This window comes from Algoriphagus alkaliphilus (assembly GCF_900103735.1).
GTDB classification, from domain to species: Bacteria; Bacteroidota; Bacteroidia; order Cytophagales; family Cyclobacteriaceae; genus Algoriphagus; species Algoriphagus alkaliphilus.
In genome coordinates, this window is sequence record NZ_FMXE01000042.1 from 14,821 (window position 1) to 36,065 (window position 21,245).

Sequence of the window (21,245 nt, forward strand, 5' to 3'; positions counted from 1 at the left end):
AATTAAAACAGGAGACTATAATTCAAGGCCGAGGTGATGGGTAAAAAGATCCCCTCTGCACCCACTTGAGGTTTTTGCCCGGAGGCTTTCACCTGGAGAAAAAGTCCGGAGTCCTCGATCCAGTACAAGGTGTCAGAAACAGGAGTAAGAATTTTTCCTGGTGCCACACGGATCATCATCGGTGCGGAATTTCCCGAAAGCGACACGCTGCGATCAATTCCCTTTCCGTCAGCTTTCACCTGAATCTGATCTTTCAACTCCATTCCATCAGCGGATTTGGAGGAAAAACTCAGCCCACCATCTCCCAAAACCTGATAGCCTTTGGCCTGCCATTCCTTGGAAACCGGGCTAAAATCAGGGTTATGAAGCAATGGGGTATTCAGACTCAAATCGGTAACGGCTCCCAAGGGTCTAGAAACTCCGTTTCCGCGGTCATTCCACATCGGAGTCGCATCGAGGAATCCCCCTCTCCAGACCCGGAGTAGCTGATTGGTATTCAGATCATAGGAGAAATGCGAACCCGACTTGGAGGAAACCGATATGCCGTGCGAAACTTTCTGCCTGTTGGGCAACTCGATAAATGAGCGAAGAACTGGAGTCTCGCGGGTGTCCACCAGGATCGGATCGCTCGCCCAAAAATCCATTCCGGCAGGTTCGCTGTAGGTCTTTTGCCACATCGCGTCTGAATTTGCGGTCAGGTAAAATCCCTGCGCTGTCCAGTCAGTGGGCTTGGAAACCCAAATCACAAAGGGAACTTCTCCCGGCTGAAGTGCTTTTGCAGCGAGGATCATTCCCTGCCTCAGCTGCATGGGCTCTGAAGCATCCCCAATCTGAATGGCGCCCAGTCCATTGCTTGGCACGGCCATTCGGAAGGTGTAATTTCCGGCTTTTTGCACGGAGATCGTCCCATCAAATTTGCTCAGTGAGGAAGTGGACAGTCCTGCGACAAACTCATCAAAACTCGCGATTTTTCCTGAAGAGGAAGCTTTCAGGGTACTTTCATTAGGTAATTCAGTATAAGAGCCAGGGAAGACTTGATAGGAAATCGACTTAAATTCAGGCGCAGGCCTGTCAAATGGCTTTACTTCCAGAGACTTGATGGCTATCGGCCCGTGATCTCCCTGGATCCGAATCGGCCCTTCTGCCACTTCTCCTCCTGACATAGCTCCTCTTGTCGGTCCAAAAAGCTCCACATTCTCGTGGATTGTCACCCCATTCAAGGTAGCAGACACGATCCGTGCATTTTCTATTTTGTCTCCTGACGGGGAAAATCTCGGTGCTTTGAATTGCACGTTCAAAGTCTGCCAAACTCCAGGAGCCTTGCTGGCGTTTTGACGGGGAGCATAGCCTTGATAGCCCTTTTGCCCATCGGGCTTGCTTTCGTCCCAACGCTCATAAATACCGCCGTTGTCTCCGGCTTTCACTTCTGCTCTGGACCAGCTGTCGAGCAGTTGGATTTCGTATTGCCCCTGCAGGTACAGGCCGGAGTTGGAGCCGGGAGCCATCATGTAAACCAGGGTCACTTCGGCATCTCCGAATTTTTCCCTGGAGACGATGTCAGTTCCGGGTTTTTTCTTATCTGGGGCGTTGAGGATGATGCTTCCTTTTCCTTCAGAAAGCAGTACCTGATTGGGTTGTAGCGGATCTGCCCATACTTTGGCTACTTCAGACCAACTTCCCCTGTTGTTTTCAAAGGAAGAAAGCTGAAGCTTGGTTTGAGCTTGAACAGACAGGACCGAAAAAATCAGGGCCACACCCATCCAAACGGGTTTTTGGTTTGAGAGCATAAGGATTTAAGAATTAGGAATTGAAAGTGGAAATTAACTCCGAATGATCAGAGCTACAAAGGAAATTTCAGGAAAGTAGGAGGTTGGGAGTTGGGGAGTTGGGAGGTTCAACCCTTGTCTGGCTTCTTGTATCTAGCTTCTTGAGTCTCATTTTTCAAAGCTTCCGGTACATGACCAAGACACTGCTCAGGCCTGTTTTTGGATGGGAAAAAGCCTCCGGAATCTCTCCGACGAGCTCAAATCCGAGCTTTTGCCATAGCCTGACTGCCGCGATATTGCTTTTCAGCACATAGTTAAACTGCATAGCATGGAAGCCCATTCGCTTAGCTTCCAAAAAGGAAAATTCAGCCATGGCTTTACCGATTCCTCTGCCGGCAACTAGTGGAGATACCATATAGCCGGCATTCACGACATGGGATCCCCGATCCTCTTGATTGGCTTTGAGGTAAAATGTCCCTACCAGCTCCCCATTCACTTCAGCCACATACGTTACCTTGTCGGCATCCATCCAGTATCCCAACATTTTCTCCCGGGAGGAATCAGGATAAAAAACATACGTACTCCCCTCCCGGATGATCGGTTCGATGATTTCCCAAAGTGATTCCGAATCTGAGGGAGACGCAAGTCTAAAATTCAAGGTCATATTAAGGTGCTTTACTCCAACTCTTGGGGGGAATGATAAAAGTTGATTTTCGCCATAGCGAAACTGAAATCTAAAAATAGCCAATATCTTCGCAAATCTATTGACCGCCTCCACCCACCATGTCCATACCTACCAAATATCAGAAAATTCCCGGCTTGATCATGGCTGTCGGTTCGGCCATATTTTGGGGGATTTCGGGGACTTGTGCGCAGTTTCTTTTTGAGCAGAAAGGCTTCGATCCCGGGTGGCTGGTCTGCTGGAGAATGCTGCTGGCTGGATTCATTTTGGTGCTGTTTTCCATGAGCAAAAAAGATCCCGACACCTTCCGGATCTGGAAAAAGCCGATGGACGTGATCAAGTTGCTCCTGTTTAGCATTTTGGGAATGGTAGCGGTCCAATACACGTATTTTTACAGCATTTCCCTTTCCAATGCGGCCACAGCCACGGTTTTGCAATACACGGGACCCTTATTTGTCGTCGCATTTTATGCCATCAAGCACAGACGCTGGCCGATTTTTGTGGAATATGCATCATTAGCCTTGGCCTTAGTCGGGATCTTCCTGTTGGTGACGCATGGTTCATTTGACACCCTGGTGATTTCCGAGGCCGCATTATTTTGGGGATTTTTGTCAGCTGTTGCTTTGGCATTTTACACCATTCAGCCTGTAGGCTTACTCCGCACCTATTCACCGGCCACCATCACCGGCTGGGGAATGCTCGTTGGAGGAATTGCATTTTCCCCCTTTACTCAGCCTTGGGAAATGCAGGGAATTTGGGATATGGAAGCCACTTTGGCTTTTGCATACATTATTCTTTTTGGAAGCGTACTTGCCTTTTACTTTTTTCTGAAATCCGTTACAATCATCGGAGCAACCACCGCAAGCTTACTCTGCAGTGTCGAACCTTTGGCTGCCGCCGGAGTAGCAGTGGTTTGGCTGGGGATCTACTTTGGACCGATGGACTGGCTGGGGACGCTGTTCATTCTGCTGACGGTTGTATTGCTTACTTTGGGGACAAAAAACAAAGAGCCCAAACCCGCCTAGTTCAATCGATCTTTCGATTACTGATTTTTGGGTTTACAAAGCGCTGCTGTTCCGCTTCATTCAGGATCGAATACCCCAATTCCAATGGGGATGGGCCTATCCATTTTGATTTTCGGCCTTGAACGGAAATTTTTCCAAGCTTAGGATCAATAGTCAACAAGGCAAAAAGCGGATCCAAATAAGGGCAAGTAAACTTGAGCGAAGGATTAGTTTGATGAATCTCTGCCGAAAGACTTTCGTGCGCCAATTTCTCCCCCACCCAATAATAGGAGGCGGAATTGATGTGCAGATAATTCACTCCCCCTAGCAAAACGTGCTGATCCACATGGGCGTGTCCGTTGATGGCGAGTAGGATCTTTGAAGCAAATCGGCTCAGGATTTCCTGGATTTCAAGTGCGTTGTCGATGGTGTAAATTCCGGCGATGGGCTGGTGAGAAACAATCAATACCGGCTTATCAGCCATTTCCAGTTCCTGCAGAAGCCAAGCTTGTTGGCTTGGACCGATGTAAGAATCGTATCCACCCCGTTTATTTACAGAGTCCGGATCATTTCCGTCCAATACAATCATTTTGATGGACACAAGGTCTACCGCATAGTAAAGTGCCGGCATCCCATAGGCTTTTGCCACCTCTTCTTTGGTAAATCCCTCATCCATATCATGGTTTCCGAGCACATGGAATGATATGGGATTTGCAGAATTGAATCTGAGGATGAGTTGGGAATTTTCGGATTTTGGAATTGCGAAATCACCCATTTGAATCAGCGCATTGGTTTTTTCTTTTTGCATCTCCATCAAAAAGGCTTGCAGTCTCAATTCTCCGTCGTGGATTATATCTGCATGCAGATCGGAAATAAGTCCCAATTTTATTTTTTCCCGCCCGGAAAAAAGACCCAAGACTGGCTCAGGGATAGCCATGCTGAATACTGAAAGCGCGCTTGTCTTTAAAAAATCTCTTCTTGAAGCTAGTCCCATCAGTGGAATGGTGTCAAAAGACAAAAGTCTAAAATCAATCAGCCAAAGTCCCGCAGAACCTATCAAATACCTGAATAAACTCCAGGTATTGGTGTGCTTCAGAAGGCTTTACAATGTAACAGCTCGCCTGCTCTTGGTAGCTTGTCAAAATATCATCTTGAATAGAAGAGGTCGTGAGCATGATCACCGGAATATCCCGAGTGGAAGGATTTGCCTTGATTTCTTGGAGTACCTGATGTCCGGTTTTGAGTGGCAAATTGATATCCAGCAAGACCAAGTCGGGACGGATACTAGTTTGAAAATCACCTCTTTGGAACAAAAAGTCAACACCCTCTTTCCCATTATTAACGACCTCAATGTCCACCACAAATTTACTTTCTTTGAGTGCTTCTGATGTCAAAAGCACATCCCCCGGGTTATCCTCAATCATCAACACTTTAAACTTCTTCATAACTTCCAATTTTATCCGAATAATGATTTCATGTGTTTATAATTTGTTTTTTAGCTGTCACATGGAATGCCCTTTATAATCATTCCCCTGTGTGATCCCGTACCTACGGGATCATGGGCATTTCATCTGTTTATAATTTGTTTTTTAGCTGTCACATGGAATGCCCTTTATAATCATTCCCCTGTGTGATCCCGTACCTACGGGATCATGGGCATTTCAAGGATTATAAAATGCTTTATTTACCCATAATTAAGTATTTTATCACATAGCTAGCATTACACATTCAATTTTTCGATTAATTCCTTGTACAATCCCCGACGGATTGGAATACTCGTTTCTCCCAAGTTTACCTTTTTGGCATTGAATGATGCGATGTAAGCCGTATTGACCAAGAAGGACTTGTGAACTCTGAGAAATTGCGCCGGGGGTAATTTTTCTTCGAAGCCTTTTAAAATATCCCGCACGATGTAGGATTTGGCTTTGGTATATACCTTGGTGTAGAGTCCGTCGGCCTTTAAGTACACAATCTCCGAATGCGGGACGGGCACGAGGTATCCCTTATCCATGATTTTCAGCGAGCCTTTTGGCTTTTTTTCTTTTCCCGATTTTTCCATATGACGCTTCAAACCAAAGAAAACAGCTGTTTTTAGGCTGTCCAGGGTAAATGGCTTCAGTAAATATCCCTCATGGATTTCCGAAGATATCCGCTCCAAATATTCCGTCCCTGAATAGGCAGTACTGAATACAATCGGGAGATTATACTTTTCACGAATCTTGTAGGCCAAATCTATCCCATCCAAATCTCCATGGATCAAAATATCCATCAATACGAGGTCCACTTCATATTCTTCCAAAAAGTCTAGTGCACTTTTGGCATTGTCTACTATTGCAGCTACTCTATAATCCAAATTGGAAAGAATTTCACTGATGTTGTGGGCAAGTTCTTCTTCGTCTTCGACAATCAGTATTTTTTTCATGATCCAATTTAAAGAACTTGTGCCAAGAATTTCAGGTTTGATAAGCGAATGATTAACAAATGCAATCAAGGTGCAGACAAAAGTAAACGTACGGTACTACGCTGATTTTGGAAACAAACTCAAGCAGCCTAATTTCGAATCGATAGCCAAGGCTGAGCTGTTAAATTACCACCGGAGTCGTTGTAATTTGTCCTATTTTCTTTCTTCTTAATCCTTCATATTCCCATATTTTGAATACCTCTTCCAAAAATTCAATAAAGAAAATCATATCCTCCGGAATCACTGAGGAAGAGATTCTTCAGTTGTTTGTTGAAAACTCTGAGGATATTTTGATTTTGACAGATTCCGAAATGGTCTTGGAATATGTTTCTCAATCGCTGGAGAGCATGCTCGAAATTGAAGTTTCAGATTTTATCGGAAAAAAAATCAACAGCGTAATGGAAAATTTCCCCTCCCTGCCGCTGATGAAACCCAATCAGAAAATGGTGATTCCTTTGATCACCTCAATTACCAAACAAAAATATCTGATTGAATTTCAGTTTAAGCCGATCTACACCGCAGCGGGTACTATTCAGGCAATTTTTGCCATCGGAAAGGATGTCACAGACCGTGAACTATCCCTGAAGAAATTTAAAGACACAGCATTCAAAGAGAAGGAATTGAATCAACTCAAGTCCAGGTTTGTATCCATGGCTTCGCATGAGTTCAGAACACCGCTTGCCACGATTCTCAGCAGTACCATGCTGATAGAAATTCTTTTGCAGAAAGACTTTGGCCCGGAGATTAAAGAAAGAATTCAAAATCACCTTAAAAAAATAATAGCACAGACAAACCGCCTGACAAACATCACCAGCGACGTACTCCTGTTGGAAAAAAGTATCCAAATCGACACTAAAATCCTGCGGAAAAAAATCCAAATTTCCAGTTTTCTTAAGGAAGTAGTGGATGTTATCAATCATGAAAATCTTGAGCGGCGAAGAGTTAACTATTCTGGGCCGGAAGCGGATAAAATCATTCAGTCAGACCCAAGTCTATTGACCCATATTTTCAGAAACCTTATTTTGAATGCGCTGAAATACTCCGAGAATGCATTAGAACCGGAAGTTCACCTGGTATTCCGTGGAAATTACTTTGAAGTTACCGTCAAGGATTATGGCATGGGAATTCCAAAAGAAGACCAGGAGCATATTTTTGGATCATTCTACAGGGCAAAAAATGTAGGAAATATCAAGGGGACAGGCTTGGGATTAAATATTGTCAAGGAATTGACAAAAAAATTAAACGGGGAAATCTGGTTTGCCAGTAAAGCAGGAATGGGATCGACGTTTTATGTTTCATTCCCTGTCAAATAGTAAAGGACTTACTTTTTAACCCGGGATTCGGGGGGAAGATCCTCATCCACTCGTACCCCTGAAGCTATTTCACAATCCCGCCCGATTCTGACACCATGTGAAATCGTTACTTCTTTTCCGATTTTACCTTCATCCTCCAAAAAACTGTAGCCACCAAAATTTACAGCTTGATCCAAATAGCAATAGTTGCTGATGACAGATTCATGTCCAATCGAACAATTTTCCCCGATCAGATTAAAGTTTCCAATCATGGTCCCAAAATTAATTAGACTGCCTTCCAATATCAGATTCCCTTTTCCAAAAATACAATCCCGGGAGATCCATGAATCACTGGAAAACAAGTTGGGGAAATCTATGGAGGGGTGATAAAGCAACCTCCGCACGATTTCGATTTTTTCGGAAGGACTCTGAACAGCCAATACCAGAGCGATTTTTTCATGGGCCAACACAGCCTCTATCGACCCCAAAACAGGATGCCCTGCAAACTCTTTTCCATGTAACTTGGGATTATCGTCAACAAATCCAAGCAATTCATGCCGGAGTCGAAATTGTGAAAAGTTATTTGCTATGTATTCGCCCAATTTATTTGCTCCCGCAATAATCAGATTCATATATGGATCATTTGTTAAAAATCATTATACTAAAATTTAGCAATATATGGTTGAAATACCAATTAAAGGTTGGGGATTTCTGGAAGAATTAAAACAAGTAAATAGAAGAGAGGCTAAATTCTTGCCTGATAGGTATAGAGTTGATAATATCTTCCCTTTGATTCGATGAGTTGGTCATGCATTCCCCGCTCCACGATTTTGCCCTGCTCAATAACTAAAATCTGATCTGCCTGCCGAATTGTACTTAATCGGTGCGCAATCACAAAGGTGGTTCTTCCTTTCATCAATTCTTTCAGACTTGCCTGGATCAGGGTTTCTGATTCCGTATCCAGATTGGAGGTAGCTTCATCCAAAATCAATATTCTTGGGTCTGCCAGGATTGCTCTTGCAATTGCTATCCGTTGCCTTTGCCCACCCGAAAGCTTTACGCCACGCTCCCCGATCAGCGTATCCAATCCCTTCTCAAATCTGTCGGAAAACTCCTGTACATGCGCAGCCTTCACCGCTTTCTGGACTTCCTCCTCCGTGGCTTCAGGCCGTGGAAAAAGAATATTTTCCCGAATTGTCCCTTCAAAAAGAAAGTCATCCTGCAAAACAACCCCCAACTGAGAACGGAAGGAGTCTAAGGTAACAGATTGAAGATCATGACCATCAAGGAGGATTTGGCCCGAATCTGGATTTAAAAAAGTGGCAGCAAGACCCGCAATGGTTGTTTTGCCAGAGCCTGATGTCCCCACTAATGCAGTCACTGAGCCAGCAGGAGCTTTGAAGTTGATTCCCTTTACCACTTCCTTTCCGGACTCATAGGCAAAAGAAACATCTCTAAATTCCACATCACCGACGATTTTATCCACTACTTGGGTTCGCTTGCGATCGTCTGCTTCCAGAGGCGTATTCATGATTTCCTCTGTCCGATCCAAACCGGCAAAAGCCTCTGTCAGCTGACTGCCGATATTGGACATTTGAACTATGGGTGCAATCATAAAACCCAAGTAAAGGGTAAATGCCAGGAAATCCCCGAAAGTCATCTCCCCTTCCATAATCATATAGCCTCCGATTCCCATGATGCCGGCAGAAGCCAAGCCCAATAGGAGTGCCCCTGCAGAAGTCACAAAACTTGTTGCAGTGAGACTTGCCTTTACATTTTGGAATAGCTCATCTACGCCTCTTTCAAACGTTTTTATCTCTTGGGCTTCTGCATTGAATCCTTTGATCACGCGGATTCCTCCAAGTGTTTCGGTGAGTCTGCCGGTCACTTGCGCATTGATTTTTCCCCGTTCTCTGAAGATCGGACGGATTTTCCCGAAAGCTTTCAGGGAAACCAATCCAAAAACAACCACCGGAAGCAGCACATAAAGTGTCATCATCGGGCTGATATTAATCAAGAGAAAGAGCGAAATCACTGCCGTAAGAACCCCTCCCACCATTTGGGCAAATCCCGTCCCAACCAGATTTCTTACCCCCTCTACATCGGTCATGATCCGTGAGACCAACTCACCTGTTTTGGCATTGTCAAAGTATCGGATTGGAAGCTTGATAATATGCTTTTGTACCTGAGACCGAAGCTTGGCGATGAGGTGTTGAGCCTCTACACTCAGGATTTGCGTGAGGCTGTAGGAAGTGACTGACTGAATGATGATCGCCACAACCACAGCTATGATTAGCCATTTGAGCATATTCAGGTCATTGCTCGGGATTACGTCATCAATGAGGTATTTACTTGCCCCAGGCAGGACTAGACTCGCTAGTCGGCTGATGATTATCAGAAATAGTCCCAAAAATAAGTGCTTTCGTCTGGGCCAGATAATGGTCTTGAAGACCTGACCCATGGTGACTTTTGATTTTGTCTGATTCATGAAAAATAGGCAGTGGTGAGAGGTTGCTGAAGTCAATTTAAATAGAAGAAAACATGAAAGTCAAAAACAGTTCATTTTCTGCTTCTCTTCGCTCCAGTTTACCCCTAAAAAACTGACTATCATAGCAATCAAGTTAAGCTTGTCCTTTTTTGGTATTTTCAGATTTAAAAAAAAGATTATGTATGTCCGCTTTCTTGCCAGTAGCAAAATAAAATAAGGTTTGAAGTTCCAAAAAACGAGCTGTGGACTGTTGACAGTCGTCTGTGGACGATTATCCGCAACTTTATATAGCCTAACCTTTCTTACTGGCAGGATTGCGGATAATCAAAAAAAAGATTCCTTCAATCTATTGAACTGATTTAATCTGTTTATAATTTGATTTTTTTGGTCAGATAGCCTGTCCCGATCTTTCATCGGGAGAATGCCCTGCCCCGATAGCTCGGGGCATCCCCCTGTGTGATCCCGTAAATACGGGATCACAGGCATTTCAAATGCACCAAAAACGGTGAGGGCATTTTAACAGCTCGGGCAAAAAAAAACCTGCCCAAAAGGACAGGTTCAATCATTTTCAAATTGAGGGAATCAATTTGTCTTTGGCAGGACGTTGGAGATTAGCGAAACTTTTTCAATCGGCTCGGAGGCGTTGGAGTAGATTCTCACCACCGAATTTTGTTTCCCGATTTTTCCGGTAGAATTAAAAGAAACCTTGATCTCAGCTGATTTACCGGGAGCCACAGGCTCTTTTGGCCAGCTTGGGACAGTACATCCACAAGTAGCAGCCACATTGGAAATCACCAAAGGAGCTGTGCCTGAATTGGTCAGAACAAAGGTGTGTTCCACTTTGGCTCCTTGTACGATATCACCAAAATCAATGGAGGTTTCTTTGAAAGTAATCACCGGCCCGGAAGCTTGATCTTGTGCATTGGCATGAAATACAAGTGCAAATGCAAACAGTGTCAGTAGAAATCCTAGTTTTTTCATGATTGGTTATAAATATTGATTTTCAAATATTTCAATTTTTCTTTTCGTATCAAAGCAACGCAAAGCTGCATGATTTGATTCCAAATGTGAAAATAACATGCCAATATAAAAGTTACTCCCCGTTAAATATTGTGAACAAATGCAAAAACCATTACTCAGGGGACTTGGCGGCTGGTTTTACAAAAAATGTAGGTGAAAAATTCACTAAATACAACTCTTCTGTGGCTCTCGTAATGGCTGTGTAGAGCCATCTGACAAAATCCCGATCCACTTGCTCATCATTCAGATATCCCTGATCTACAAATACAGCTTTCCATTGCCCTCCTTGCGCCTTGTGACAGGTCAACGCGTAGGCAAACTTGATTTGCAAGGCATTCAAATAGGAATCTTTCCGGATCAATTCCATCCGTTCCGTCTTATTGGCTACATCTGCATAATCTTGGGAAACCTGATCATAGAGGCTTCTGTATTGCTCTCTCGTCAGTGAGGGACTGGGGGAGTAAAGTGTATCAAGAATGACTTTGGCTTCGAAAAAAGGTTCTTCGGGATAATCCAGCAGTCTGAGCTCCAAAGTCGCAAATCTAAGTCCATACATCTCTTCAAAATTTCGGATCTTCATCACCTCCACCATATCCCCGTTTGCCAAAAAATTAACTTTTTCAGATTCGGCCATGTAGGTGTAGTTATTCTTCACAATCATGAGCAAATCACCTGAGTTGATCTCTTCTTCATAGAAATGAATGACCTGCCTGATGTAAAGATTGAATTGGACCGCAGACTTATTGGAGCGGGTCACGATCGTTGAGTTTTCAGTTCCATATTTACCATAGGCATACCGAAGCCCCTCTTCCAGTCTCTCTGAGGTCATTTTAAAAATGTCCTGAAAAGTGCTTGTCTGAATTTTCACTTTCGGCTCTTCGAGCAAAAGCTGATCTCTCAAGGCTGTGGCATTGAAAAGAATTCCGGATTCCAAGCGTTGCCGCATTACCTCGGAGAGTTCCAACTGATCAGCTTCCAATCGATAATGCCGGAGCAAATAGCCTGCATCCAAGGCAGGACTGTATTCGCTCCCGACAGGCGGAAGTTGGGCAGTATCTCCGATTAAGAGGAGTCGGTTGTCTTTTCCCGAAAAGACAAACTGAATCAAATCCCAAAGCAGATTTCCGGACATACCTCCATCATCTGCCAGCATGGAAGATTCATCCACAATAAATACGGTGTCCCTGTAATAGTTTTTTTGAAGGATAAATCCTCCTCCCATTGTGCCGGGGTCACCTTTTGGCTTATAAATGATCTTGTGGATGGTATATGCCGCTCGTCCCGAGTAATTGCTCATGACTTTGGCTGCTCTCCCTGTTGGAGCCAAAAGAAGAGACCGCAGCTCCATTTTTGGCAAGACTTTGACCAAGGCAGAGGTTAGCGAGGTCTTCCCTGTGCCTGCATAGCCTTTCAGCACAAATACGGGTTTTTCCTCAGCTCTTTTCAAAAGAAAAAAATCCATCCGCTTAAAAAATTCGGCTTGCCCTAGCGTGGGCGCAAACGGAAAATATTTACCAAGCAGTACCGAAGGCTTAAACTCAGCCTGATTATCTTTACCCATAGTCACGAATGTAAATGCCAAAAGACGAAATCAGCAAAGAAATTGAAGCAAAGTTTGGAAACCAACTCCGCACGCGAGTCAACGGAATCCTCATTGAAAATGACAGACTCCTGATGGTCAAGCATCAGATGGGCAACGGCAGAATACTGTGGTCAGTTCCGGGCGGCGGGATGAATTTTGGTAGTACAGCCACCGAAAACCTCAAACGGGAATACTTTGAAGAGACTCATCTTCATATAGCGGTGGGCAACTACTTATTCGTTTACGAGTACCTCCACCCTCCCCTTCATGCCATGGAACATTTTTTTGAAGTAAAAAGGATAAACGGCAATGTGAAATTGGGAAAAGACCCCGAGCTTTCGGTTAACAATCAAATTCTGCTCGAAATTTCCTGGAAATCCATTTCAGAAATAAATACCATCCCAAATGATTCCTTACATCGGGTCTTTTGGGGAATTAAATCCTTTTCGGAGCTGGGATTGTGGAAAGGATATTTTAATTTCGAAAATATTTCCATAAAATAGCACGTTAAACAAACCTCAACCTTAATCAGATTTCTAAATCTCTATCAAAATGAATCTTACAAAAATTCTATCAGTAGTTTTCTTTGCTGTTGCCATGTTTTTTGGTTACCTTCTTTGGAAGGGTGTCGATGATGTGGTTGAAACCAAGAAAAGAATTGCACTTCTTGAAGCCGCTACTATCGAAAAGTTAACCATGCTTCGTGATGCCCAACTGGCCTATCAGGCTTCAAACGGTAAATATGCAAGTTCTTGGGATTCGTTGAGAATGTTTATTGAAGGTGGAACAATCTGGTTGGTACAACGAACGGAAACCACAAAATTGTTGGACTACGGAGCAGAACAAATCACAGTTAAATTTGACACCCTGGGTTCTGTAGGCGTAATGGATTCGCTTTTCAACGCAAGAAAATACCCTGACTTCAATATTGATTTATTGCCTGTTGTTCCGGGTTCTGGAGGAAAGCAGTTTGAATTCTTTGCAGATAAAGTTGAAAAGACGGGCGGTTATTTGGTCAACGTCTTCGAAATCAGAGATCCATCACCGATAAACCCTAAACGAAGAGCTAACAACAACGAAAAAGCATTGAAGGTAGGTTCCAGAACTGACGCATCTACCGAGGGCAACTGGAAATAATCCCCTTGGATTTTGGAAAACAACCTTAAGGTCTATAAAAGTGATAAGTTTGATGTGGATGACATATCGGGCTTATCACTTTTTGTTTACCCCCGTTCACTCTTTATTTTCGCGAAAGATCAAAATCAGGCAAACATCGTTATCCATCATTATAATGAATTTTCATTACCTGATTTGGAAAGCCTTTTTAGTATCGATCCATTGTTGAGACAAGATGTACCGGTAAAATTTTACTTCCATCAGTCCGGATTCAGTTTAGTTCCGGGAGTACTTTTTCAGCCTGGAAAAGAAAAAGAGTACCTAAAATTTGCTCAGGAAGTACCTGATGATGCCAAGTTTTTTTTCTCTCCTTTGGATAGTAACAATCTCCAGATCGTTAGTTTTATTTCCTCCAAACTCAAAAAAAATCTGGATGCCCGGTTTTCAGAAGTTACCCTGCATCATGGTGGCTGTACCTTTCTTTCTTATTTATTCAAAGAAAGGTTTAATCTTATAGGTCAGGAAATATTGGTGAACTATTTCAGATCTCACATCTACCTTGCCTCATTTACTGATCAGGATTTGAGTCTTTTCAATATTTTTGAAATTTCGGGAAAGGATGATATTCTCAAGTATATCCTGATCGCCATGGACCAGCTCAAATACGATCGAAACCATGTCCGGGTGAGCATATTTGGAGCAACTGAACCGAGTGGAATTACCGAGGCCTGGGGAAAAAGCTATTTTCAAAATTTCAAATTGCAAAATCCGCATGCCAACCAAAATTATTCGCACGGTTTCAAACACCTCAAATCAGAAAACGTCCTAGAAACCTATTGGCAATACGACTAATAATGAAAAAAATAGCTGTTTTTCCCGGTTCATTTGATCCATTCACCATGGGGCATCACGATATTGTGTTGCGGAGTCTCAACCTTTTTGATGAAGTGATCATTGGTGTCGGGTATAATTCCACCAAGCAAAACCGGTACTTTGAGATAGATCTGATGGTTTCTAAAATCAAAGGTGTTTACACGAATGAGCCTCGGGTCAAGGTGATTGTTTACAACGAATTGACCTCTACCCTGGCAAAAAATTACAGTGCCCAATTTTTGATCAGAGGACTCAGAAACACGACTGATTTTGAATACGAAAACACCATCAGTCAGATGAACCGCTACCTTAACCCGGAGTTGGAAACAGTCTTTTTGATCACTTCACCGCAATATGCAGCCATCAGTTCTACCGTCATCAGGGAGGTTCACCGCTATGGTGGCGATGTCAGCGAGTTTCTTCCTTTCCCGATTTAGATCTTAATTTGATTTTTGAGGTATTGTTTGAATAAGTATCTCATGGACGGATAGGAATTGATCAGGGCAGTTTTCGCATCAGGCTCAGATAACCATAAAATCTCCTCAATTCCTTCCTCCTCTTGGGGCTTCATGGCTGAATCATTGACCGAATCCATGGCAAACCAATAGGTCTTTTTCAAAATACTCTTTCTATTTTGGGTATAGGTGTGCCAGGTGTTACAGATATGGGAACCCAATTTTACCCTAACATTGGTTTCTTCCTCTACCTCGCGCTTGGCACAATCACCGGGTGCCTCGCCTTTATCGAATTTTCCTTTCGGAAAATCCCATTTTCCCAAGCGGAAAATCATCAGGACTTTATCCTTCTTGGAGACAATCCCCCCCGCGGCTTTGATAATCATGAAACGACTCTTGATAAAGTCTTTCATTGCCTTTTTGTCCTTGGTCACCAGCGTAATTGAATCCAATTCCTTCATTTTTCGAGTGCGGAGCAGGTATAGAAGGCGGATGATCGTGTCATGACTGGGTTCATGAAACAGGAGATCTTCCTCCCAATTGATATCCGTGGGCAACTCTTCCAAATTTGAAAAAATAAAATCATAGGACTTAGCTGGATCAAGTTCCTCATAACTGATCAACTCTACCGGCTTGTCATTGACAAAGATTTTCATAACTGATACTGGATAACAAACGTGTTGTGGTCAAAAATGCATAAAAAAATCAGGCAGTACAATCTTAAGGCAAATGAATCTGCTATTTTTGAGCCCATGGAAATTTTAGACCAAAGCATTGCCGCCGACGTGGCAGACAAACTACTCGAAATTCAAGCGATCCGCCTTCAACCTGAAAAACCTTTCACTTGGGCATCCGGCTGGAAATCACCCATCTATTGTGACAACAGACTTTCACTCTCTTTTCCTGAAGTCAGAAATCTGATCCGGGATCACTTGGTGAAGTGCGTCAGTCATTTTTTTCAGGAGGTAGAGGCCATAGCAGGAGTTGCTACCGCAGGGATTCCCCAGGGTGCTTTGATAGCCAATGAACTTGGACTCCCTTTTATTTATGTTCGATCCAAACCTAAGGGACATGGAATGGAAAATATGATCGAGGGTAAGGTGACACCGGGACAGAAAGTCGTTGTCGTCGAGGATTTGGTATCTACAGGAGGAAGTTCGCTCAAGGCGGCAGAGGATCTCAAAAACGCAGGATTTGAAGTACTCGGTATGGTTGCTATATTCAGTTACGGATTTGATGTGGCAGCCAAAAACTTCGCGGATGCAGGCATCAAATTAGTCTGCCTGAGTCACTATGATGCACTGCTGCCAATGGCTGTGAAAATGAAATACATTACCCCCGAAACGCTGGAATCACTCGAAGAGTGGCGAAAAGATCCTGGAGGGTGGGGACAGTAAAACTTATCGGTTTACTTTAAATTAGCGATCAAACTAAGCAAAATAATACTGTTGCTTAAACTGTAAAAACAGACTTCGACTCCGCGCAGTCAGACAAAGAAAAGCCGGGAATTCCGGCTTTTTTACTTTTCAAACAAGCCCAGGGTACCGCCTACCCAGTCCTTGTCTTTGTTGAATTTGACACCAATCATTTCTCCCCTGCTTAATCTGACCAAATTGCCCACAATCGTCGGACTTTCATCCTTTTCCGGCCAAAGACAGAGCATCCGGACTTCAACTTTCACGTTGCCGTCGGGGGATTTGACTACAGGCGCGTAGTGTACTTTTTTCTGTAAAATATACAGGTCTTTGTCGGTGACAGCTTCCACGTCTTCTTTCCTGACATGGAAAATTACACCTGCTCCTGAAAAGGAAAAAAGTGGTTTAAGCACGTAATTTTCCAGATCCTCGGGGATCGTTTCCATATCACTGAGTAAGGTAGACTCGATGAAATACGGTCCCTGAAGGTATGGTAAAATAAATTTGGAAATGCGCGTGTACCAATTGGGATGTCCGGCCCACTCCACATCCAACTCCTCTTCAAAACTGAAATCAAGCTTTAAATCCTTTCTGAGATTCAGCTCGTCGAAAATCACCCGGTTGTAGATTCTTCTGATCCTGATTTTTTCACCTTCAGAATTTCTGTAGAAAAGTTGCTGCCCTTCTTTAATGACATCAGACACACAAACAATCGGAATCCCCAAGTCACGACGGGCGTAGTAAAAGTCTATTTTGGTGTTTTGATTTTCAGGCTCGATCTCCAACAATACCACTTCATTCGGGGCAAAGCGGCCAAATACCACTTCTTTCAAAAGACTGAGATATACCGTGTCGTCCACTCCATCCGGATAGGGTGAAACACTGCTTAGAAACGGATAATATTTCAGAATCTTCCGGTAAAGGTTAAACTGAAAATTGAAAATAGAAGGGAATCCCTGCACTTCGATCAGCTTGGGAATAATTTGACCCTCCGCTTCGCAAATCCCAAAATCAATTGCCAAAAATTGCGTGTGGGCATCCTCTCCGGGAACTGATGTATTCAACTCAACAGATCGTTGCGTCAAGGCTTTGAAATCGGGTCTTTTGATAAACTCGATCACCTGCTGACTCGCTTCGAAAATCTGTTTCTTCAGACTTTTTGGGATGAAAAACGGAGTTTCTGCAATTCGAAATGTAGGCCTATAGTCGAAGTCAGAGGCGATGTCATCTAGAAATGTCTGATATTTTTCCTGAGAAAAATTGGTGTTGAATTGATTTCTTAGGGATTCAATCATGGATAATCAGATCAACGATGGAGTATTTAACAATCGGAGTTTCTGGATTGCCTGCCCCAGAAAGTTAGGGATCAGGGTTTCGTTGGTTTTGTAAATTTTGTTTTCGTCAACGAGGTCTTCCAGCATGTTTCGAAATTTTGCCTTCCCTTTAAGCTCAATGATTTTTTCCCTAACCATCGGCTTTTTCAAATGTTCTAAAAAGCTTACTGCGTCTGCCTCAGGATGAAATTGCGTGCCTACTATTTCATCCGAAATGCGAATGGCCATGATCGCCCGCTCGTATTCCACATGATTGCGTATTTTTTCCAATGCGATGAGCTTTGCACCTAATGATTTTAACTTTCGCTTGTCTGGCTGCACCACCTGGTAGTCCCTGGAATCTACTGCCCAAAAAGGGTTCAATAAATTCAGGAAAAGTGGATCCTGCATGCCCTCAGGTGTCTTATGGATAGTGGTCACCCCAAAAGAGGTGGATTTTCGTTGGGTAATCTGCCCCAAACCAAAATGCCTACAGGCCATCTGAAAGGAATGGCAGATGAGCAACAGTTGCTTCTTTCGGGAATTGCTAAGATTCCAAATCCAGATTTGATCCAAAAACTCATTGTACAAAAGATCCCAATGACCATCGCCTTCAGTGGGATCTCCCGGTCCGCCTGTGGAAATGAAAATGTCAAAATTCCGCACATCGGGAATTTCGGCTTTTCCCCGGACATCGAATTCCCTGTAACTGATTTCATCGGAAAATCTGGATAGAATATCACGTATGCAGCGCATTCCCTGATTGGGCTCGCCGTCATACATGTCCAAAATAGCCAGATTTACTTTTTTATTTCCCACAATAAATTGATCGATTCGTTTGTCACAAAGGTAATCAAACCCTTATATCCCTTCGGTAAACTTTCCGGTAATAAAATCAACCACGGCCTCCAGACTGCCTGTCTTTTCAAAAACAGCGAGTTGCTGATCCGCTCCGGTACCTCTTTCGAGGATTTTGTGGACATAGTTGATCTCTCCCCTGCTGCCCAATTCGTCTACCACATCCTCCACAAAATCCAACAGTTCCATGATCAATTCTTTGGTTGGAACTTCTATTTTTCGTCCAAAATCAATCAAAAGCCCCTCAACTCCATTTCTTGCGGCCCGGAATTTATTTTCTCTGATCAATGCGATCCTGTAAATATTAAAGCTGGTATTGCTCATCAGCAACTTGTAAAGTTTGGCTACCACAGCCTGAATCAATGCCACTATACAGATCGTCTCATCGACTGTCAGACACATATCACAAATGCGAAACTCAATGGTGCTGAAGAAGGGGTGCATGCGCAGGTCCCACCAGATCTTCTTCGGGTTATCGATACAGTTTGTCTTGACCAAAGTCTCCAGAAAATTGTCGTAAGACTGGACCGAATCAAAATATTCCGGCAAGCCTGTTCTCGGAAATTTCGCAAAGACTTTTGCTCTAAATGCCTTAAACCCCGTATTCCTTCCTTCCCAAAAAGGGGAGTTTGTCGTCAGTGCATAAATATGGGGTAAGAAATAGCAGGCCTGATTCATCAACTGAAGGGCAGTCTCTCGGTTTTCGATTCCCACATGGACGTGCAGACCAAAGATGAGATTGGAGCGTGCGATATCTTTTAGCTCGTTGACAATCATGTGATAGCGCGGATCATCGGTGATTTCCTGATCCTGCCACTTGGCAAACGGGTGAGTACTCGAGGCCCCGACCACCAAGCCTTGGGCTGATGCAAGCTCAAATATCTTATTGCGCAGCAAGGCTACTTCCCTTCGAGCTTCAGCCACATTCTGGCAGATATTTGTCCCCACCTCCACCACAGATTGGTGCATTTCAGCCTTGACTTGTTCCTTCAAAGTGATTTTTCCCCCCTCCACTATCTTTGACATGTGTGAGCGAAGATCCCGGGTCACGGGATCGATTATCATGTATTCCTCCTCTACTCCCAAGGTGAATTGCGGGAGCTTTTTCTGCAAGTTTGCCATAAGCTGTGTTTTAAAATCTCTTAGCCATTTCGACTGAATTCTTCATAAAAGTACCCCAGGTCAAATTCATCTTTCCGGGCTTTTGGGCTTTTGCGTAAGCGATCGCCATTTTTGCCGCTTCTTCCACCACCCAGTCAAAGTTCGCTTGCCCTACAGAGTTAATATCGGCATCAGGTGCGGGATTGCCAAAATCAATCGCATACGGGAATCCGTCCCGTACCGCAAATTCTACCGTATTGAAATCGTAACCCAAACCTGTGCACAGCTTGACGGTATAGTCTTTCACTTTATTGAGTAATTTCTTTGATGCGGGAGCTTTGTCAACAACGTAGCGCAGGTGATGCGGATTACGCGGCTCGTATTCCATAATTCTCACAGACTTCCCTCCCAGACAATACACTCTGAAGTATTCGTCAAACAGGATTTCTTCCTGAAGGAGCATGACCAATTGCCCTGTTTCGGGGTGTTTTTGGAAAAACTCCTCTTTATTTTCCAAACGGTACACATGCTTCCAACCCCCTCCCGCGTAGGGCTTCATATACGCAGGAAAGCCGGTGTAATTAAATATTCCTTCCCAGTCCAAGGGAGCGACCAAGTTTCGGAATGACTTTCCGGTGGTGTCATCCGGGTGCTTTGCAGAGGGAAGTAACACTGTCTTGGGCAGGGGAACTCCCAATTGATCCGCCAGACAGTTGTTGAAGAATTTATCGTCAGCACTCCACCAGAATGGATTATTGATGACCGCGGTACCGGTAAGTGCGGCATTTTTCAGATATGCTCTGTAAAAAGGGACATCCTGAGAAATCCGGTCAATAATCACTGCATATTCGGTCAGCTTATTTTGGACAACTTTGTCTATTTGGACAAATTCCGCCATTATTCCATTCCCGGCGATTTGATTTACACGCTCCACAAAGGCATGAGGAAAAGTATCCTCCATGCCGAAAAGTATTCCGATTTTTTTCATAATCCTCGTCTATTATAATTGATCCGATTTAATTGAATTTGATTGTAGATAAATAGTGTGGAAACATTTCTTTCCATGCAGGCCAATCGTGTTTTTTCTCATGTCTTACATCAAACCAATGCGGAATGTTTCTGCCTTCCAGCACTTGATGAAGTTTGATATTGGCATCATAGCAGATATCCCAATTGGAAGTCCCCAACACAATTTTCATATTCCAAAGCTCTTGATCCTGAAGACCGGGAAGGTATTCAAGTGGGCTATTGTAATAAATATCATCGTGCTGATATCCATCCATGAAATTCCTGATGTCAAAAGCTCCGCTCATACTGAACATGTGACTGACATATCCCGGATGGCGAAAGGCAAAATTGGCGGCATGATATCCTCCAAAGCTGCAACCCGCCATAGCCACTTTTGCAGTAGGGGTATTCAGGCGAATTCGCTCTACGATTTCGTAGCAGATCATCTTATCGTAAGCGACATGATTTTGAATGCGCTGATGAGGATGGATGCCCTTGTCATAGAAACTCTGCGCATCGTTGCTCTCAGGACAAAAGATCTGTACCAATCCCTGCTCGATAAACCAATGGGCAGAACCAATCAATCCCATATCCCGATTTTCGTGAAATGATCCCTTGGAGGTTGGAAAAAGCACGATCGGATAGCCGGCGTGCCCAAAAACCAACATTTCAACATCCCGGTTGAGGTACTGTGAATGCCACTTAAAATATTCTTCTTTCATGTGTTTATAATTTGTTTTTTAGCTGTCACATGGAATGCCCTTTATAATCATTCCCCTGTGTGATCCCTTACCTACGGGATCATGGGCAT

General features: G+C 43.6%; 22 protein-coding genes. 7 read left to right on the forward strand and 15 right to left on the reverse strand.

What is annotated here, in order from left to right; genetic code table 11:
* Window positions 1–2: 2 nt before the first annotated feature.
* Together BLQ81_RS19870 and BLQ81_RS19875 are read right to left on the reverse strand one after the other, a co-directional pair.
* On the reverse strand, window positions 3–1,787 hold the full coding sequence (locus tag BLQ81_RS19870; protein ID WP_092734195.1) for a 3-keto-disaccharide hydrolase: 1,785 nt from the start codon (window positions 1,785–1,787) through the stop codon (window positions 3–5).
* 154 nt (window positions 1,788–1,941) lie between these two features.
* The gene (locus BLQ81_RS19875) at window positions 1,942–2,430 is read right to left on the reverse strand and encodes a GNAT family N-acetyltransferase (RefSeq protein ID WP_092734249.1); all 489 of its coding nucleotides are present in this window, start codon (window positions 2,428–2,430) and stop codon (window positions 1,942–1,944) included.
* 119 nt (window positions 2,431–2,549) lie between these two features.
* Here BLQ81_RS19875 and BLQ81_RS19880 point away from each other — a divergent pair, with 119 nt between their 5' ends.
* Window positions 2,550–3,473: a DMT family transporter gene (locus BLQ81_RS19880; protein WP_092734198.1), complete on the forward strand. Its 924-nt coding sequence runs from the start codon at window positions 2,550–2,552 to the stop codon at window positions 3,471–3,473.
* A 1-nt stretch (window position 3,474) separates the two neighbouring features.
* Here the strand turns inward: BLQ81_RS19880 and BLQ81_RS19885 are convergent, their stop codons facing one another.
* The 3 genes from BLQ81_RS19885 to BLQ81_RS19895 all read right to left on the reverse strand — a co-directional run bounded on the left by BLQ81_RS19885 (window position 3,475) and on the right by BLQ81_RS19895 (window position 5,874).
* Window positions 3,475–4,446: a metallophosphoesterase family protein gene (locus BLQ81_RS19885; RefSeq protein ID WP_092734201.1), complete on the reverse strand. Its 972-nt coding sequence runs from the start codon at window positions 4,444–4,446 to the stop codon at window positions 3,475–3,477.
* A gap of 34 nt (window positions 4,447–4,480) precedes the next feature.
* Window positions 4,481–4,897, reverse strand: coding sequence for a response regulator (locus BLQ81_RS19890; RefSeq protein ID WP_092734204.1), 417 nt, complete (start codon window positions 4,895–4,897; stop codon window positions 4,481–4,483).
* A 275-nt stretch (window positions 4,898–5,172) separates the two neighbouring features.
* Window positions 5,173–5,874: a LytR/AlgR family response regulator transcription factor gene (locus BLQ81_RS19895; RefSeq protein ID WP_092734252.1), complete on the reverse strand. Its 702-nt coding sequence runs from the start codon at window positions 5,872–5,874 to the stop codon at window positions 5,173–5,175.
* 230 nt (window positions 5,875–6,104) lie between these two features.
* Here BLQ81_RS19895 and BLQ81_RS19900 point away from each other — a divergent pair, with 230 nt between their 5' ends.
* Window positions 6,105–7,226, forward strand: coding sequence for a PAS domain-containing sensor histidine kinase (locus BLQ81_RS19900; protein ID WP_092734207.1), 1,122 nt, complete (start codon window positions 6,105–6,107; stop codon window positions 7,224–7,226).
* 8 nt (window positions 7,227–7,234) lie between these two features.
* On the opposite strand, the gene BLQ81_RS19905 is transcribed toward BLQ81_RS19900, so the two are convergent.
* From BLQ81_RS19905 to BLQ81_RS19920, 4 genes are all read right to left on the reverse strand, one after another.
* The gene (locus BLQ81_RS19905; RefSeq protein WP_092734210.1) at window positions 7,235–7,837 is read right to left on the reverse strand and encodes an LbetaH domain-containing protein; all 603 of its coding nucleotides are present in this window, start codon (window positions 7,835–7,837) and stop codon (window positions 7,235–7,237) included.
* A 113-nt stretch (window positions 7,838–7,950) separates the two neighbouring features.
* Window positions 7,951–9,693, reverse strand: coding sequence for an ABC transporter ATP-binding protein (locus BLQ81_RS19910; protein ID WP_092734213.1), 1,743 nt, complete (start codon window positions 9,691–9,693; stop codon window positions 7,951–7,953).
* A 582-nt stretch (window positions 9,694–10,275) separates the two neighbouring features.
* Complete coding sequence (locus BLQ81_RS19915) at window positions 10,276–10,674, reverse strand: DUF1573 domain-containing protein (protein WP_092734216.1); 399 nt, start codon at window positions 10,672–10,674, stop codon at window positions 10,276–10,278.
* 151 nt (window positions 10,675–10,825) lie between these two features.
* A complete protein-coding gene (locus BLQ81_RS19920) occupies window positions 10,826–12,274 on the reverse strand; it encodes an ATP-dependent DNA helicase (RefSeq protein WP_092734219.1) in 1,449 nt (482 codons plus the stop codon).
* A 14-nt stretch (window positions 12,275–12,288) separates the two neighbouring features.
* Between BLQ81_RS19920 and BLQ81_RS19925 the strand changes: the two genes are divergently transcribed.
* From BLQ81_RS19925 to coaD, 4 genes are read left to right on the forward strand one after another with little or no spacing between them, the layout of a single operon-like run.
* On the forward strand, window positions 12,289–12,798 hold the full coding sequence (locus BLQ81_RS19925; RefSeq protein WP_092734222.1) for an NUDIX domain-containing protein: 510 nt from the start codon (window positions 12,289–12,291) through the stop codon (window positions 12,796–12,798).
* Window positions 12,799–12,847: 49 nt separating this feature from the next.
* Window positions 12,848–13,432: a hypothetical protein gene (locus BLQ81_RS19930; protein WP_092734225.1), complete on the forward strand. Its 585-nt coding sequence runs from the start codon at window positions 12,848–12,850 to the stop codon at window positions 13,430–13,432.
* Window positions 13,433–13,444: 12 nt separating this feature from the next.
* Window positions 13,445–14,263: a DUF3822 family protein gene (locus tag BLQ81_RS19935; RefSeq protein WP_175454294.1), complete on the forward strand. Its 819-nt coding sequence runs from the start codon at window positions 13,445–13,447 to the stop codon at window positions 14,261–14,263.
* 2 nt (window positions 14,264–14,265) lie between these two features.
* Entirely contained in the window at window positions 14,266–14,721 is a 456-nt protein-coding gene (coaD, locus tag BLQ81_RS19940) for a pantetheine-phosphate adenylyltransferase (protein ID WP_092734231.1), read from the forward strand.
* Here the strand turns inward: coaD and BLQ81_RS19945 are convergent.
* Entirely contained in the window at window positions 14,718–15,395 is a 678-nt protein-coding gene (locus BLQ81_RS19945) for an NUDIX hydrolase (protein WP_092734234.1), read from the reverse strand. The genes coaD and BLQ81_RS19945 overlap by 4 nt on opposite strands.
* Window positions 15,396–15,491: 96 nt before the next feature.
* On the opposite strand from BLQ81_RS19945, the gene pyrE reads away from it, so the two are divergent.
* Complete coding sequence (gene pyrE / locus BLQ81_RS19950) at window positions 15,492–16,136, forward strand: orotate phosphoribosyltransferase (protein ID WP_092734255.1); 645 nt, start codon at window positions 15,492–15,494, stop codon at window positions 16,134–16,136.
* 122 nt (window positions 16,137–16,258) lie between these two features.
* Here the strand turns inward: pyrE and BLQ81_RS19955 are convergent, their stop codons facing one another.
* The 5 genes from BLQ81_RS19955 to BLQ81_RS19975 are packed head-to-tail and all read right to left on the reverse strand — an operon-like array spanning window position 16,259 to window position 21,156.
* A complete protein-coding gene (locus BLQ81_RS19955) occupies window positions 16,259–17,449 on the reverse strand; it encodes a hypothetical protein (RefSeq protein ID WP_092734237.1) in 1,191 nt (396 codons plus the stop codon).
* A gap of 6 nt (window positions 17,450–17,455) precedes the next feature.
* Window positions 17,456–18,286, reverse strand: coding sequence for a type 1 glutamine amidotransferase (locus BLQ81_RS19960; protein WP_317042047.1), 831 nt, complete (start codon window positions 18,284–18,286; stop codon window positions 17,456–17,458).
* Between the two features lie 42 nt (window positions 18,287–18,328).
* Entirely contained in the window at window positions 18,329–19,447 is a 1,119-nt protein-coding gene (locus BLQ81_RS19965; protein WP_092734240.1) for a carboxylate-amine ligase, read from the reverse strand.
* A 10-nt stretch (window positions 19,448–19,457) separates the two neighbouring features.
* Window positions 19,458–20,414: an ATP-grasp domain-containing protein gene (locus BLQ81_RS19970; protein WP_092734243.1), complete on the reverse strand. Its 957-nt coding sequence runs from the start codon at window positions 20,412–20,414 to the stop codon at window positions 19,458–19,460.
* 28 nt (window positions 20,415–20,442) lie between these two features.
* Entirely contained in the window at window positions 20,443–21,156 is a 714-nt protein-coding gene (locus tag BLQ81_RS19975) for an esterase family protein (protein WP_092734246.1), read from the reverse strand.
* Between the last annotated feature and the right edge of the window lie 89 nt (window positions 21,157–21,245).